Annotated in this window: 14 protein-coding genes; 6 read left to right on the top strand and 8 right to left on the bottom strand. The window is 67.6% G+C overall.

All coding sequences use genetic code 11. The features are described 5' to 3' along the window. Positions 1 to 30: 30 nt before the first annotated feature. The 4 genes from A2G96_RS18400 to A2G96_RS18385 all read left to right on the top strand — a co-directional run bounded on the left by A2G96_RS18400 (position 31) and on the right by A2G96_RS18385 (position 4,355). Positions 31 to 387: a hypothetical protein gene (locus tag A2G96_RS18400; RefSeq protein ID WP_062801515.1), complete on the top strand. Its 357-nt coding sequence runs from the start codon at positions 31 to 33 to the stop codon at positions 385 to 387. 57 nt (positions 388 to 444) lie between these two features. Beyond that, the gene (locus tag A2G96_RS18395; protein ID WP_062801514.1) at positions 445 to 1,275 is read left to right on the top strand and encodes a formate dehydrogenase accessory sulfurtransferase FdhD; all 831 of its coding nucleotides are present in this window, start codon (positions 445 to 447) and stop codon (positions 1,273 to 1,275) included. A gap of 95 nt (positions 1,276 to 1,370) precedes the next feature. Next, positions 1,371 to 1,937, top strand: a complete 567-nt coding sequence (gene dcd / locus A2G96_RS18390; protein WP_018008077.1) for a dCTP deaminase — start codon at positions 1,371 to 1,373, stop codon at positions 1,935 to 1,937. A gap of 147 nt (positions 1,938 to 2,084) precedes the next feature. Beyond that, on the top strand, positions 2,085 to 4,355 hold the full coding sequence (locus A2G96_RS18385; RefSeq protein ID WP_062801513.1) for an arginine/lysine/ornithine decarboxylase: 2,271 nt from the start codon (positions 2,085 to 2,087) through the stop codon (positions 4,353 to 4,355). Positions 4,356 to 4,421: 66 nt separating this feature from the next. On the opposite strand, the gene A2G96_RS18380 is transcribed toward A2G96_RS18385, so the two are convergent. From A2G96_RS18380 to A2G96_RS18370, 3 genes are all read right to left on the bottom strand, one after another. Further along, the gene (locus A2G96_RS18380) at positions 4,422 to 4,838 is read right to left on the bottom strand and encodes a type II toxin-antitoxin system VapC family toxin (protein WP_062801512.1); all 417 of its coding nucleotides are present in this window, start codon (positions 4,836 to 4,838) and stop codon (positions 4,422 to 4,424) included. Continuing rightward, positions 4,825 to 5,061: a FitA-like ribbon-helix-helix domain-containing protein gene (locus A2G96_RS18375; RefSeq protein WP_062801511.1), complete on the bottom strand. Its 237-nt coding sequence runs from the start codon at positions 5,059 to 5,061 to the stop codon at positions 4,825 to 4,827. Before A2G96_RS18375 ends, A2G96_RS18380 begins: the two co-directional genes overlap by 14 nt. Before the next feature lie 244 nt (positions 5,062 to 5,305). Then, positions 5,306 to 6,001 carry a glutathione S-transferase family protein gene (locus tag A2G96_RS18370; protein WP_062801510.1) on the bottom strand — a complete coding sequence of 232 codons (696 nt, stop codon included), beginning with the start codon at positions 5,999 to 6,001 and terminating at the stop codon, positions 5,306 to 5,308. A 126-nt stretch (positions 6,002 to 6,127) separates the two neighbouring features. Here A2G96_RS18370 and A2G96_RS18365 point away from each other — a divergent pair, with 126 nt between their 5' ends. Next, complete coding sequence (locus A2G96_RS18365) at positions 6,128 to 7,042, top strand: LysR substrate-binding domain-containing protein (protein WP_062802241.1); 915 nt, start codon at positions 6,128 to 6,130, stop codon at positions 7,040 to 7,042. Positions 7,043 to 7,102: 60 nt separating this feature from the next. Here A2G96_RS18365 and A2G96_RS18360 read toward each other — a convergent pair whose 3' ends face one another. From A2G96_RS18360 to A2G96_RS18340, 5 genes are all read right to left on the bottom strand, one after another. Then, on the bottom strand, positions 7,103 to 8,821 hold the full coding sequence (locus tag A2G96_RS18360) for a TRAP transporter large permease (RefSeq protein WP_062801509.1): 1,719 nt from the start codon (positions 8,819 to 8,821) through the stop codon (positions 7,103 to 7,105). 12 nt (positions 8,822 to 8,833) lie between these two features. Beyond that, complete coding sequence (locus A2G96_RS18355; RefSeq protein ID WP_062801508.1) at positions 8,834 to 9,433, bottom strand: TRAP transporter small permease subunit; 600 nt, start codon at positions 9,431 to 9,433, stop codon at positions 8,834 to 8,836. A gap of 305 nt (positions 9,434 to 9,738) precedes the next feature. Then, entirely contained in the window at positions 9,739 to 11,157 is a 1,419-nt protein-coding gene (argH, locus tag A2G96_RS18350) for an argininosuccinate lyase (RefSeq protein ID WP_062801507.1), read from the bottom strand. A gap of 132 nt (positions 11,158 to 11,289) precedes the next feature. Continuing rightward, positions 11,290 to 12,042: an anti-sigma factor gene (locus A2G96_RS18345; RefSeq protein ID WP_062801506.1), complete on the bottom strand. Its 753-nt coding sequence runs from the start codon at positions 12,040 to 12,042 to the stop codon at positions 11,290 to 11,292. Beyond that, the gene (locus A2G96_RS18340) at positions 12,039 to 12,638 is read right to left on the bottom strand and encodes a sigma-70 family RNA polymerase sigma factor (RefSeq protein WP_062801505.1); all 600 of its coding nucleotides are present in this window, start codon (positions 12,636 to 12,638) and stop codon (positions 12,039 to 12,041) included. The genes A2G96_RS18345 and A2G96_RS18340 overlap by 4 nt, the downstream gene beginning before the upstream one ends. Before the next feature lie 144 nt (positions 12,639 to 12,782). On the opposite strand from A2G96_RS18340, the gene A2G96_RS18335 reads away from it, so the two are divergent. Then, the gene (locus tag A2G96_RS18335) at positions 12,783 to 13,394 is read left to right on the top strand and encodes a ferritin-like domain-containing protein (protein WP_062801504.1); all 612 of its coding nucleotides are present in this window, start codon (positions 12,783 to 12,785) and stop codon (positions 13,392 to 13,394) included. Positions 13,395 to 13,414 lie beyond the last annotated feature (20 nt).

Below are 13,414 nucleotides of genomic sequence, written 5' to 3'. Positions count from 1 at the left end.
GTCCCCACGACACAGCACGAATCCTGAACCATGACACGCATCCTGACGCTGACTGCCGTAGCCGCTGCCGCCTGCGCGGCCTTCGCCCCGGGCGCGCTGGCCAAGCTGCCCGCGCCGACCGAAGCCCAGCAGGCCAAGGCCGCCGAGACCAGGGCACGCGCCGCCTGGTCCGACAAGGTCGCGGCCTACCAGCTGTGCCGCGCCCAGGACAAGATCGCCGCGCATTACCTGGCCGCACGCAAGGCGCACGGGCAGCCGGCGCGCGATCCGGTGCAGACCGCCGCCTGCGCCGATCCGGGACCGTTCGCGGCGCCGGCCCCGGCCATCGCCAGCACTGCCGGTGCACCCGCGGCAGGCGCGGTACAATCGCCCGCAAAGGCGCCGTAACTTCCGCCCCCAGCGTGTGCCGCTCGGGGCTTCACCCGCAGCCCCGAGTCCCTCGTCATGACCTTGCGTCCCGAGCTTACCCAGGCAGCCGTTCCCCTGATCGAAGAAGTTGAAGTCGTCGACGAGCAAGGGCGCGTGCGCGCGGCCTGGCTGCCGGGCGAGCGGCCGCTGACGGTCTACCTCGACAAGCGCGAGCTGGTCACGCTGATGACGCTGGGCGGCGCGCCCGAGCACCTGGTGCTGGGCTACCTGCGCAACCAGCGCCTGGTGGAATCGATCGAGGACATTGCCGCGGTGCAGGTCGACTGGGAAACCGAATCGGCCGCGGTGACCACCCGCACCGGCGTCGACCGCATCGAGGAGCGCACCGCGCGCCGCGTGGTGACCACCGGCTGCGGCCAGGGCACCGTGTTCGGCTCGCTGCTGGACGAGGTCGACAGCATCCGCCTGCCGGTCGGCGCGACGCTCGACCAGGACACCCTGTACGGCATCATCGACACCATCCGGCTGCAGCAGTCGGTCTACAAGCAGGCCGGCTCGGTGCATGGCTGCGCGCTGTTCCAGGGCACCGAGCTGCTGATGTTCGTCGAGGACGTCGGCCGCCACAATGCCGTCGACGCGATTGCCGGGCGCATGTGGCTCGAAGGCATGACTGGCAGCGACAAGATTTTCTACACCACCGGGCGCCTGACTTCCGAAATGGTGATCAAGGGCGCGCAGATGGGCATCCCGTTCCTGCTGTCGCGCTCGGGCGTGACGCAGATGGGCTACCAGATGGCCAGGCGCGTCAACCTGACGCTGTTCGCGCGCTGCACCGGCAAGCACTTCCTGCTCTATACCGGGCGCGAGCGCTTCCGCCACCGCCAGCCCGAAGATGTAGTGGCGTAGCGGCCACTTGCAGGCCCGCCACGGGGGCTTGAGGGGCGCGCGCCGATTGGTTGTACAATGCGGCGCACTCCTGAGCCGTCTATCCTCCCAACCTTATGAGCATCAAATCCGACAAATGGATCCGCCGCATGGCGGAGCAGCACGGCATGATCGAGCCGTTCGAGCCGGGCCAGGTCCGGGAGGCCGACGGCCGCAAGATCGTGTCTTACGGCACCTCGAGCTACGGCTACGACATCCGCTGCGCCGACGAATTCAAGATCTTCACCAATATCAACAGCACCATCGTTGATCCCAAGAACTTCGACGAAAAGTCGTTCGTGGATTTCAAGGGCGAGGTCTGCATCATCCCGCCCAACTCGTTCGCGCTGGCGCGCACGATGGAATACTTCCGCATCCCGCGCAGCGTGCTGACCATCTGCCTGGGCAAGAGCACCTACGCCCGCTGCGGCATTATCGTCAACGTGACGCCGTTCGAGCCGGAATGGGAAGGCTATGTGACGCTGGAGTTTTCCAACACCACGCCGCTGCCGGCCAAGATCTACGCCGGCGAGGGCTGCGCCCAGGTATTGTTCTTCGAGAGCGACGAGATCTGCGAGACCTCGTATGCCGACCGGGGCGGCAAATACCAGGGCCAGCACGGTGTCACACTGCCGAAGACCTGAGCGCATTACAATCCGGCGTCTGCCGGCACGGCGAGCCCGCCAGGGCCGCCAAACCTGACGTGAGAGCCACATGCCGCCGTCGCAGGGAACCCCTGCCGGCCATGTGGCTCAAGTCCTTTATGTCCTGCTTTCCATCAAGGATGCCCGATGAAATTCCGCTTCCCCGTCATCATCATTGACGAAGACTTCCGCTCCGAGAACATCTCCGGCTCCGGCATCCGCGCGCTGGCCGAGGCGATCGAGAAAGAGGGCATGGAAGTCATGGGGCTGACCAGCTACGGCGACCTGACCTCGTTCGCCCAGCAGGCCAGCCGGGCATCGACCTTTATCGTGTCGATCGACGACGACGAGTTCGCCAGCGACAGCGAGGAGCTCGAGGCCGCCGCGATCGAGAAGCTGCGCGCCTTCGTCACCGAAGTGCGCCGCCGCAACTCCGACCTGCCGATCTTCCTGTACGGCGAGACCCGCACCTCGCGCCATATCCCCAACGATATCCTGCGCGAGCTGCACGGCTTCATCCACATGTTCGAGGACACGCCCGAGTTCGTGGCGCGCCACATCATCCGCGAAGCCAAGGTCTACCTCGACACGCTGGCGCCGCCGTTCTTCAAGGCGCTGATCGACTACGCGCAGGACAGCTCGTATTCGTGGCACTGCCCGGGGCACTCGGGCGGCGTGGCGTTCCTGAAGAGCCCGGTGGGCCAGGTGTTCCACCAGTTCTTCGGCGAGAACATGCTGCGCGCCGACGTCTGCAACGCCGTCGACGAGCTGGGCCAGCTGCTCGACCACACCGGCCCGGTGGCCGCGTCGGAGCGCAACGCCGCGCGCATCTTCAACTCCGACCACATGTATTTCGTCACCAACGGCACCTCCACCTCGAATAAGATGGTGTGGCATGCCAACGTGGCGCCGGGCGACATCGTGGTGGTGGACCGCAACTGCCACAAGTCGATCCTGCACGCGATCATGATGACCGGCGCGATCCCGGTGTTCCTGATGCCGACGCGCAACCACTACGGCATCATCGGCCCGATCCCGAAGAGCGAATTCGATCCGCAGACCATCAAGAAGAAGATCGCCAACCACCCGTTCGCCAGCAAGGCCAAGAACCAGAAACCGCGCATCCTGACCATCACCCAGGGCACCTACGACGGCGTGCTGTACAACGCCGAGCAGATCAAGGAGATGCTGGCGGCCGAGATCGACACGCTGCATTTCGATGAAGCCTGGCTGCCGCACGCGGCGTTCCACGACTTCTATCGCAACATGCACGCGATCGGCAAGGACCGCCCGCGCAGCAAGGATGCGCTGGTGTTTGCCACGCAGTCCACGCACAAGCTGCTGGCCGGCCTGTCGCAGGCCTCGCAGATCCTGGTGCAGGATTCGGAGACGCGCAAGCTGGACCGCTACCGCTTCAATGAAGCGTACCTGATGCACACCTCGACCAGCCCGCAGTACTCGATCATCGCCTCGTGCGACGTGGCCGCGGCGATGATGGAAGCGCCGGGCGGCACCGCGCTGGTGGAAGAGAGCATCCAGGAAGCGATGGACTTCCGCCGCGCCATGCGCAAGGTCGAGGGCGACTACGATGCCGGCAACAACGGCGACTGGTGGTTCAAGGTGTGGGGCCCGGACGCGCTGATCGAAGACGGCATCGGCGACCGCGAGGAATGGATGCTGAAGGCCAACGAGCGCTGGCACGGCTTCGGCGACCTCGCCGACGGCTTCAACCTGCTCGACCCGATCAAGGCCACCATCATCACCCCGGGCCTGGACGTCGACGGCGAGTTCAGCGAGCGCGGCATCCCGGCGGCGATCGTCACCAAGTACCTGGCCGAGCACGGCATCATCATCGAGAAGACCGGGCTGTACTCGTTCTTCATCATGTTCACCATCGGCATCACCAAGGGCCGCTGGAACTCGCTGGTGACCGAGCTGCAGCAGTTCAAGGACGACTACGACCAGAACCAGCCACTGTGGCGCGTGCTGCCGGAATTCGTCGCCAAGTATCCGCAATACGAGCGCATGGGCCTGCGTGACCTGTGCGATGCGATCCACAGCGTGTACAAGGCCAACGACGTCGCGCGCGTGACCACCGAGATGTACCTGTCGGACATGGAGCCGGCGATGAAGCCGTCGGACGCCTGGGCCATGATGGCCCACCGCGAGATCGAGCGCGTGCCGGTCGACGACCTGGAGGGCCGTGTCACCGCCATCCTGCTGACGCCGTACCCGCCGGGCATCCCGCTGCTGATCCCGGGCGAGCGCTTCAACCGCACCATCGTGCAGTACCTGAAGTTCGCGCGCGAGTTCAACAAGCTGTTCCCGGGCTTCGAGACCGACATCCACGGCCTGGTGGAAGACGAGGTCGACGGCAAGAAGGCGTACTTCGTCGACTGCGTGAAGCAGGGCGCCTGAAGCGCCAGCCGGCCTCCCGCCGATGCAGCAAGGGCCCCGCCAACGCGGGGCCCTTGCTTTTTTGCGCTAGCTGAACGGATTGACCACCATCGTGCCGGTGCCGCGGAAGTCCGCGATATTGCGGGTGACGATGGTGAGGCGGTGGATCAGCGCGGTGGCGGCGATGAACTTGTCCAGCGCGTGCTCGGGCCGCGCCGCGCGCAGCTGGCCCCAGACCTGAGCGACCTCGGTGTCGACCGGCAGCACCTGCCGGCCGAAATCCTCCAGCACATTGGCCAGCCAGCGCTCCAGCAGCGCCGCCTGCATCGCGTCGCCGCGATGGCGGATCAGGGCCACGCCGCGCTGGAGTTCGCCCACGGTCAACGCCGACAGGTAGAGCGCGGCCCCGTCGCGCGCGGCCTGCCGGAAGAAGGCACGGACGCCGGGGTTGGCGCGCTCCCGCTTGCGGGTCTCGCTGATGACGTTGGTATCAATCAAATACACGCGCCGCCTCGCCCGTATCCTGGATGCGCTCGAAGTCGGCGTCCTGCCCGACGTCCGGCATGCTGGACAGCACCTCGGCAAAGCTGAGGCGGTCGGTGCCGCCCAGCGCCTGCGCCAGGATGGCGCGGTGTTCTGCCTCGGCGCTGCGGCCATTGGCGACGGCCTGCTCGCGCAGGCGCCGGACCAGCGCTTCATCGACGCCACGAACCAGTAGGGTTGCCATCATGAACTCCTCACCGTTGGATGGAGGGATGATAGCATTGTTATCACTACGGCGGTCACGTATCGGTGGCAGGCAGTAGATCGGGATCGGGGCGAAGTGCCCCGCGCATTTGGTGGTCGGCATGGTGTTCTCCTGGGTCAATGGGCTGAACGCAGGAACCAGTCTGGGCCGTGCCGGCCCGCTGGTCGATGAGCCGATTCGCAATTGCGCGGCTTGCCTCGCCGCGACGCCGATGCCTGGCGCGTCAGCGCTGCGCCAGCACTTCCTCCAGCGTCACGTGCCCCTGGAAGCCGCCCGCGCCTTGCGCCGGCGCCTGGCGCTCGATGGCATGGGCAAAGCGCACCGCCGGATCGGCTTCCAGCTGGTTGCAGAGGCGCTGCAGGTTGGGGAAGTCCTCGAGGTTCAGCACCTTGTGGTACTTCGACCAGCGCGCGATGCCGCTGAAGTAGGCGTCGGCCACGGTGCGGTGCTCGCCCAGCAGCCAGGGCCGCGTGCCCAGCATGGCTTCGAGTTCCTGGTGCACGTGGCGGACCTGCTCCGTGCCGTAGCGGACCAGCGCCGGCCGGTCGGTCTCGTCCACGCCCTCCAGGGCGTGCCAGAGCGGGGCAAAGGCGCCGAAGTAGCTGGTGTTGAGGTAGGCCAGCTGCTGGTTGAGCCGGTCGAAATCGCGCGTGCCCTGGGCAAAGCCCAGCTTGCGCTCGATCCCGCGCGCGCCGATGTGGTTCAGGATCGCCATGCTTTCGCTGAGGAAATTGCCTTGCGCGTCCATCAGCGTCGGCGTTTCGCCGACCGGGTTGATCTGGCGGTAGGCATCGCTGGTCACGACTTCGGGCATTTCGATGCGGCTCAGGCGATAGGGCTGGCCAAGCCATTCCAGCGCCACGATCGAGCCGAACGAGCAGCCGGAGGGAACGCCGTAGAAGAGGGTGGGGGTAGTCATGGGTAGTTCTCCTGGATTCGGTTGGGGCCCGCCGATCGGGCACAGGTGAACTGTAGATACATGGACTTTGCGTGAGTAGTAGGCAAAAATTCTACCTATCGTCCACACTCATAGACTTTGCCTGCGATGATCAACCTCAATGACCTGCGCTTCTTCGTCGTCGCCGTGACCCATGGCGGTTTTGCCGCCGCGGCGCGGGCGCTGGGCGTGCCCAAGTCCACGGTCAGCAAGCGCGTGGCCGAGCTGGAGCAGGCGCTGCAGGCGCGGCTGCTGTACCGCAGTTCGCGCAGCTTCACGCTGACCGATGCCGGCCGGGACTTCTACGATCACGCGCATGCCGCGCTGATCGAAGCCGAGGCCGCGCAAGAGGCGGTGCAGCGGCGCGTGGCCGAGCCCAGCGGCACGGTGCGGATCACCGCGGCGGTGCCCACCGCGCAGCGCTACCTGGCGCCGCACCTGCCGGCGCTGGCGCGCGCCTATCCGCGCCTGCACGTGCAGCTGGAGGTGTCCGACCGCATGGTCGACCTGGTGCAGGAAGGCTTCGATATCGCCGTGCGCAGCCATTTCGCGCCGCTGCCGGACTCCGGCCTGGTGCAACGCCAGCTTGCCGTCGAGGACATCGTGCTGGTGGCGTCGCCCGGCTATCTGGCCGGGCGCGGCACGCCGGAAGCGCCCGCGCAGCTGTCCGGCCACGACGGGTTGCTGACCGGGGCCGCCGCGGGCACGTGGCGCCTGTGGGGGCCGCGGGGCGAACGCGCCGAAGCCAGCCCGGTGCCCCGCATGACCGTCAACGAATCCACCGTGCTGCTCGGCGCGGCCATCGCGGGACTGGGCATCGTGCCGCTGCCGCACGAGCTGTGCCGCGCGGCGCTGGCGGCCGGCCAACTCGCGCGCGTGCTGCCGCAGTGGACCGCCGGCAGCGTGACCACCACGCTGCTGCTGCCGGCACGGCGCGGGCAGCTGCCCGCGGTGCGGGCCACCGTCGAGTTCCTGGCGCAATGCCTCGCCCCGGGCGACTCGGGCACAGCCACGCCGCAATGAAAAAGCCCCGCATCGCTGCGGGGCCTGTCGGCTTTGCCTGAGACTGCCACTCGGGCAGGCTTATTTCTTCTTCTCGAACTCGAACTGCGGCGCGGCCGATTCGCTTTCCGCCGGCGGCTGCGTCGGCAATTCGAGCGAGCCGGACTCGGCCGGCGCGGAACCCGGGCCCGGAATCGACAAGCCCGGCGTGGCGGGTTTGGCGCTGCTGCCTTCCAGGTCGATGTTCAGGTCGCGCGTGATGCTGCGGTCCTGGGCCTTCTGCGTGCCGGTGCTGACCAGGCCGGGGAAGACGATGATCAGCGCCACCATCACCAGCTGAATCACCACGAACGGCACCGAGCCCCAGTAGATTTCCGAGGTCTTGACCTCGCGCGGTGCCACCGAGCGCAGGTAGAACAGCGAGAAGCCGAACGGCGGGTGCATGAACGAGGTCTGCATGTTCACCGCCAGCAGCACGCCGAACCAGATCAGGTCGATGCCGAGCTTGTCCGCCACCGGCCCCACCAGCGGCACCAGGATAAAGGCCAGCTCGAAGAAGTCCAGGAAGAACGCCAGCAGGAAGAACAGCACGTTCACCGCCACCAGGAAGCCGGTCTGGCCGCCGGGCAGCGCCGTCAGCAGGTGCTCGACCCAGATATGGCCGTCGACGCCGTAGAACGTCAGCGAGAACACGCGCGCGCCGATCAGGATGAAGATCACGAAGGCCGACAGCTTGAGCGTGGCTTCCATCGCTTGCTTGGTCAGGCCCAGGTCGAGGCGGCGCTTGACCATGGCCAGGATCAGCGCGCCGAGCGCGCCCATGCCGCCGCCTTCGGTCGGCGTCGCCACGCCGATGAAGATGGTGCCGAGCACCAGGAAGATCAGCGCCAGCGGCGGGATCAGCACGAAGGTGACCTTCTCCGCCATCTGCGACAGCAGGCCAAGCTTCAGCGTCTTGTTGATCACCGCCAGCACGAAGGCGAACAGGATCGCCGCGCCTACCGAAACCACCAGGCGCTCGTCGAGCGGCGCCTCGGGCTTGTAGAGCTTGTCCACTGCCACGCCGACCCCCACCGCCAGCCCGGTCAGCACCAGCACCGAGGCGGCACCGCTCTTGCCGCTGGGCTCGCGGAAGGTGCGCGCCTCGAGCGGCAGCGCCGGGGCGGCTGACGGCTTGATGATCGTGACCATCAGCACATACAGCATGTACAGCCCGGTCAGCACCAGGCCCGGCACGAACGCGCCCTTGTACATGTCGCCCACCGAGCGGCCGAGCTGGTCGGCCAGCACGATCAGCACCAGCGACGGCGGGATGATCTGCGCCAGCGTGCCCGACGCCGCGATCACGCCCGAGGCCAGGCGCCGGTCGTACTTGTACTTCAGCATCAGCGGCAGCGAGATCAGCCCCATCGAGATCACCGAGGCCGCCACCACGCCGGTGGTCGCCGCCAGCAGCGCGCCGACGAAGATCACCGCATAGGCCAGGCCGCCGCGGATCGGGCCGAACAGCTGGCCGATGGTGTCGAGCAGATCCTCGGCCATGCCGGAACGTTCCAGGATCAGGCCCATGAAGGTGAAGAACGGGATCGCCAGCAGCGTATCGTTCTCGATGATGCCGAACAGCCGGCTCGGCAGCGCCTGCAGCAGCTCGGGCGGCAGCATCCCCAGCTCGATGCCGATGAAGGCGAACAGCAGGCCGTTGGCGGCCAGCGCAAAGGCGATCGGGAAGCCCGACAGCAGGAATACCACCAGCGAGGCGAACATGATCGGTGCCATGTTCGCAATCAGGAATTGCGTCATCGTGCGCGCCTCTTATCGTTTTTCAGACGCGGCGGTCTGGTTGGCCTGCGCGATCGCGGCGATCTCCAGCGCCGGGTCGACCGCGTGCTTGCGGAAGGCCGAGAACGGCAGGTCCCCCTTCAGGTAGGCGAAGCGCTTGATCAGCTCCGACAGGCCCTGCAGGATCATCAGCGCAAAGCCCGCCACGATCAGGAACTTGGCCGGCCAGCGGATCAGGCCGCCGGCATTGCCGGACATTTCATGGCCGGCGTACGACAGCCAGAAGTAGGGGATCGACAGCCAGAGGATGATGAGCGAGATCGGCAGCAGGAAGAACAGGATGCCGAAGATATCGATCCAGACCTGGGTGCGCTCGGAGAAGCGGCCGGCGATCACGTCGATGCGCACATGCTCGTCGCGGCGCAGCGTGTACGGGGCGCCCAGCAGGAACACGCCGGCGAACATATACCACTGCAGTTCGAGCCAGGCGTTGGAGCTGATGCTGAAGGTGTAGCGAATGATGGCGTTGCCTGCGCAGACCAGCACGGCCAGCAGGACCAGCCATTTCGCCCACTGCCCGATGAAAGCATTCACGGCGTCGATAAGCCGCGAGATCCTCATAAGGGAAGACATGTGATCGTCCTAGGGATGGGGGATACAGGGGTGGCGCGTTAGTCTACGGCGTCGGCGGCCCCGCATCTTTAGGGTGAATCCCCAGTGCATCACATTTTCCGGCGGATTTGCACCAGTTATGTGCAGATTCGCCGGCCATGCCACGCTGATTCGATATTCGCGGAGGAGAAATCGACGCGCGGCCGCGTCCGCTTCATGCAATTCGCAACAGTCAGCAACAGTCGTCGGCGCGCCGGCGGACAGAAAAGAAAAACGGGAGCTTTGCGCTCCCGTTGCGGCTTGCCGGATTATCCGGGGAACGACAGTCAGCCGTTCAGCGCGGTGCGGGCCGCGGCGATGGCCGCGCGCACCTGGTCCGGCGCGGTGCCGCCGACGTGGTTGCGCGCCGCGACCGAGCCTTCCAGCGTCAGCACCGCGTGCACGTCGTCGCCGATCAGCGCGGCCTGGTCGCCCAGGCCGGAGACCTCGCGCAGCTCGGCCACGGTCAGGTCGGCCAGGTCGCACTGGCGGCCGTCGCAGGCGCGCACGGCGTGGGCCACGGCCTCGTGCGCGTCGCGGAAGGGCAGGCCCTTCTTCACCAGGTAATCGGCCAGGTCGGTGGCGGTGGCATAGCCCTGCAGCGCGGCGGCGCGCATCGCTTCGGGCTTGACGCTGATGCCCGGCACCATGTCGGCGAAGATGCGCAGCGTGTCGACCACGGTATCGACCGTATCGAACAGCGGCTCCTTGTCTTCCTGGTTGTCCTTGTTGTACGCCAGCGGCTGGCCCTTCATCAGCGTCAGCAGGCCGATCAGGTGGCCGTTGACGCGGCCGGTCTTGCCGCGCGCCAGTTCGGGCACGTCCGGGTTCTTCTTCTGCGGCATGATCGAGCTGCCGGTGCAGAAGCGGTCGGCGATATCGATAAAGCCCACGCGCGGGCTCATCCACAGCACCAGCTCTTCCGAGAAGCGCGACACGTGGGTCATCACCAGCGCGGCGGCGGCGCAGAATTCGATGGCGAAGTCGCGGTCCGAGACGGCATCGAGCGAATTGCGGCAGACGCCGTCGAAGCCCAGCTGCTGCGCGACGAACTCGCGGTCGATCGGGTAGCTGGTGCCGGCCAGCGCGGCGGCGCCCAGCGGCAGGCGGTTGACGCGCTTGCGGCAGTCGGCCACGCGCTCGGCATCGCGCGTGAACATCTCGTTGTACGCCAGCAGGTGGTGGCCGAAGGTGACCGGCTGCGCCACCTGCAGGTGGGTGAAGCCCGGCAGGATGGTGTCGGCGTGCTGCTCGGCCAGGTCGAGCAGCGAGGTGCGCAGCGCGCCCAGCAGCACGATGATGTTGTCGATCTCGCTGCGCAGCCACAGGCGGATGTCGGTCGCGACCTGGTCGTTGCGCGAGCGGCCGGTGTGCAGGCGCTTGCCGGCATCGCCCACCAGCGCGGTCAGGCGCGCCTCGATATTCAGGTGGACGTCTTCCAGGTCCAGCTTCCATTCGAAGCTGCCGGCCTCGATCTCGCCCTTGATCTGCGCCATGCCGCGCTCGATCTCGGCGCGGTCGGCCTCGGCGATGATGCCCTGCTTTGCCAGCATGGCCGCGTGGGCCAGCGAGCCCTGGATGTCGAACAGGGCCAGGCGCTTGTCGAAGAACACCGAGGCGGTGTAGCGCTTCACCAGGTCGGACATCGGTTCGGAGAAGCGGGCGGACCAGGCTTCGCCTTTCTTGGCAAGTTGGGAGTTGGACATGGACGTCGGCTGCAGTGGCTCGCGCGGCAGGCGGCCGGCGTGCGGACGGCGGCGGGCGCGAAAAATTGGGAAACGGCGATTATATCGCCCGGCGGCACGCTGGCGGTGCGGGCCGCGACGGCGGGGCGGTGCTCAGGGCCGGCTGTGGATCACGGGCCCCTTGAACACCACCGGACCGCTGGGCCCCTCGGCATTGGTCGAGCCGCCGGCCGGTTCGATGCTGACCGCCAGCGCCGGCACCGCCGTCGGCGGCTGCGCCAGCGCCAGCCGCGCTTGCGGCACGCGGCCGATCAGGCCCAGGGACTGCGGCTTGCCGCGTTCCGGCAGCGCCCACAGCTGCAACACCTGCTGGTCTTCCAGCTTCAGGTGATCCAGCCGGCGCACCACAAGATCGCCGCTGAGGGCGTCCCAGGACACCAGCATGGCCGGCTGCGCGCGGTCGTCGTTGAGCACGGCGATGACGTCGGCGGGCGCCGCGTCGCGCTGGCCCGCCAGCTGCATGCCGATGCCGATGGCCAGCACCGCCACCACCGCCATCGCCGCCGCGGCGCCGCGCCAGAATACCGGCGCCATCCACAGGCGTTGCCACCAGCTGCCGGCGCCAGGGGCAGGGGCGCGGGCTGCCCCGGAAGGACTGCGATCCTCCGCCGCCTTCCAGCCAAGCCGTTCCTCGATCCCGCACCAGACCTTGTCGACCGGCTCGGCGGCCGCCTGCAATTCGGCCACGCCGGCAAGGCGCGCCTGCCAGCGGTGGATCGCCGCGCGCACCGCCGGCTCTTCATGCGCCAGCCGCTCCAGGCGCCGGCGCGCGCCGCCGCGCAGCACGCCCAGCGCGTACTGGGCGGCGATCCGGTCGAGCAGGTCGGGATGGCTGGCCAGCTTCATGCCATGCCCTCCATGCAGCTGCGCAGCCGCTCCAGCCCGCGCCGGATCCAGGACTTGACCGTGCCCAGCGGCGCGCGCAGGCGCTCGGCCAGCTCGGCGTGGCTCAGGTCCTGCAGGTAGGCCAGCATGATCGCCTGGCGCTGGGGCTGCTCCAGCCGCTGCAGGCAGCGGTTGAGCGCGCGCGCCTGCTGGCTGGCCTCCGCCAGTTCGGCCGGTCCTGCGGCGTCGTCGGCCAGCCATGCGCCAAGGTCTTCGTCCAGTTCGGCGGTCTGCGGCACGCGCGCCGCCGCCGCGCGGCGCAGGCAGTCGAGCGCGCGGTTGCGCACGATCGCGGTCATCCACGTCATCGGCGCGGCCAGCTCCGGCCGGTAGTCGCCGGCGTGGTGCCAGATGCTGACAAAGCTCTCCTGCACGACATCCTCCGCCCAATCGCGCCTGCCGGTAATACGCAGCGCAAGGCCAAACAGTTTCGTCGCGGTGAGGTCGTATATTGCGCGCAGTGCCTGGCGCTCGCCGACGGCGACGGCCTGCAGCAGCTCCTCCAGCCGGTCGGGGCTGGCGGGCGCGGCATAGGACGGCTGCGGGGAGGGCGGCACCGGGACGGGTCCTTGCAAGGAGGCTTTGCCGGATTATAGGTAGCGCTGCATCCAAACGCGCGGCGTCTGCGTAGATGCTGACAGGCGCAAGCCAGGCACCCCGTCCCAGGGGCGCCACGTTGTCATCCCTCACAGGAGCACACCATGGACCGCATGTCACAGACGCCGGCGCGCGAGCCCGGCACCATCGTCACCCTGCCGGACGCGCGCCGGCGCGGGCTGCTCAAGGCGCCCGGCCTGTTCGCGCTGGGCTCGCTGGCCGTCATCACGCTCGGCGAATCGATGCCGGCGTGGGCGCAGACGCAATCGGGCAGTACCAAGGACGACATCAATATCCTCAACACCGCGCTGGGGCTGGAATACCAGGCGATCGCGGCCTACCAGGTCGGCGCCGAAAGCGGGCTGCTGCAGAAACCGGTGCTGGCCACCGCGGTCAAGTTCCAGGACCACCACAAGGCGCATGCGCAGGTGCTGGCGGGGACGGTGTCAAAACTGGGCGGCACGCCGGTGGTGGCAAAGAAGGCGTCAGCGTATGAGTTTCCGACCGACAAGCTGAAGACGCAGGCCGACGTGCTGCGCTTTGCGGCCGGGCTCGAGAAGGGCGCCACTTCAGCTTACCTGGGCGTGCTGCCGAACTTCTACAACCGCGAGCTGACGCGCGCGGCCGGCAGCATCCTTGGCGACGAGGCGATGCACTGGGCGGTGCTGCTGCACGCGCTGGGTGAAGATCCGGTTCCGGGGGCGTTTGTGGGGTGAGGCGGCTGTCGAATCTTGCC

The sequence above is a fragment of the Cupriavidus nantongensis genome, assembly GCF_001598055.1.
In the GTDB taxonomy this organism is placed as follows: Bacteria; Pseudomonadota; Gammaproteobacteria; order Burkholderiales; family Burkholderiaceae; genus Cupriavidus; species Cupriavidus nantongensis.
The sequence above is the reverse complement of the archived record's forward strand: the minus strand, read 5'-3'. Positions and strand labels throughout refer to the sequence as shown.

What these genes read in the sequence shown, in the direction of transcription:
- A2G96_RS18385 (WP_062801513.1), top strand. Translation starts at nt 2,085, where the DNA reads ATGAAATTCCGCTTCCCCGTCATCATCATTGACGAAGACTTCCGCTCC.
- argH (WP_062801507.1), bottom strand. Translation starts at nt 11,157, where the DNA reads ATGTCCAACTCCCAACTTGCCAAGAAAGGCGAAGCCTGGTCCGCCCGC.
- A2G96_RS18335 (WP_062801504.1), top strand. Translation starts at nt 12,783, where the DNA reads ATGGACCGCATGTCACAGACGCCGGCGCGCGAGCCCGGCACCATCGTC.
- A2G96_RS18355 (WP_062801508.1), bottom strand. Translation starts at nt 9,433, where the DNA reads ATGTCTTCCCTTATGAGGATCTCGCGGCTTATCGACGCCGTGAATGCT.
- dcd (WP_018008077.1), top strand. Translation starts at nt 1,371, where the DNA reads ATGAGCATCAAATCCGACAAATGGATCCGCCGCATGGCGGAGCAGCAC.
- A2G96_RS18360 (WP_062801509.1), bottom strand. Translation starts at nt 8,821, where the DNA reads ATGACGCAATTCCTGATTGCGAACATGGCACCGATCATGTTCGCCTCG.
- A2G96_RS18375 (WP_062801511.1), bottom strand. Translation starts at nt 5,061, where the DNA reads ATGGCAACCCTACTGGTTCGTGGCGTCGATGAAGCGCTGGTCCGGCGC.
- A2G96_RS18395 (WP_062801514.1), top strand. Translation starts at nt 445, where the DNA reads ATGACCTTGCGTCCCGAGCTTACCCAGGCAGCCGTTCCCCTGATCGAA.
- A2G96_RS18365 (WP_062802241.1), top strand. Translation starts at nt 6,128, where the DNA reads ATGATCAACCTCAATGACCTGCGCTTCTTCGTCGTCGCCGTGACCCAT.
- A2G96_RS18370 (WP_062801510.1), bottom strand. Translation starts at nt 6,001, where the DNA reads ATGACTACCCCCACCCTCTTCTACGGCGTTCCCTCCGGCTGCTCGTTC.
- A2G96_RS18345 (WP_062801506.1), bottom strand. Translation starts at nt 12,042, where the DNA reads ATGAAGCTGGCCAGCCATCCCGACCTGCTCGACCGGATCGCCGCCCAG.
- A2G96_RS18400 (WP_062801515.1), top strand. Translation starts at nt 31, where the DNA reads ATGACACGCATCCTGACGCTGACTGCCGTAGCCGCTGCCGCCTGCGCG.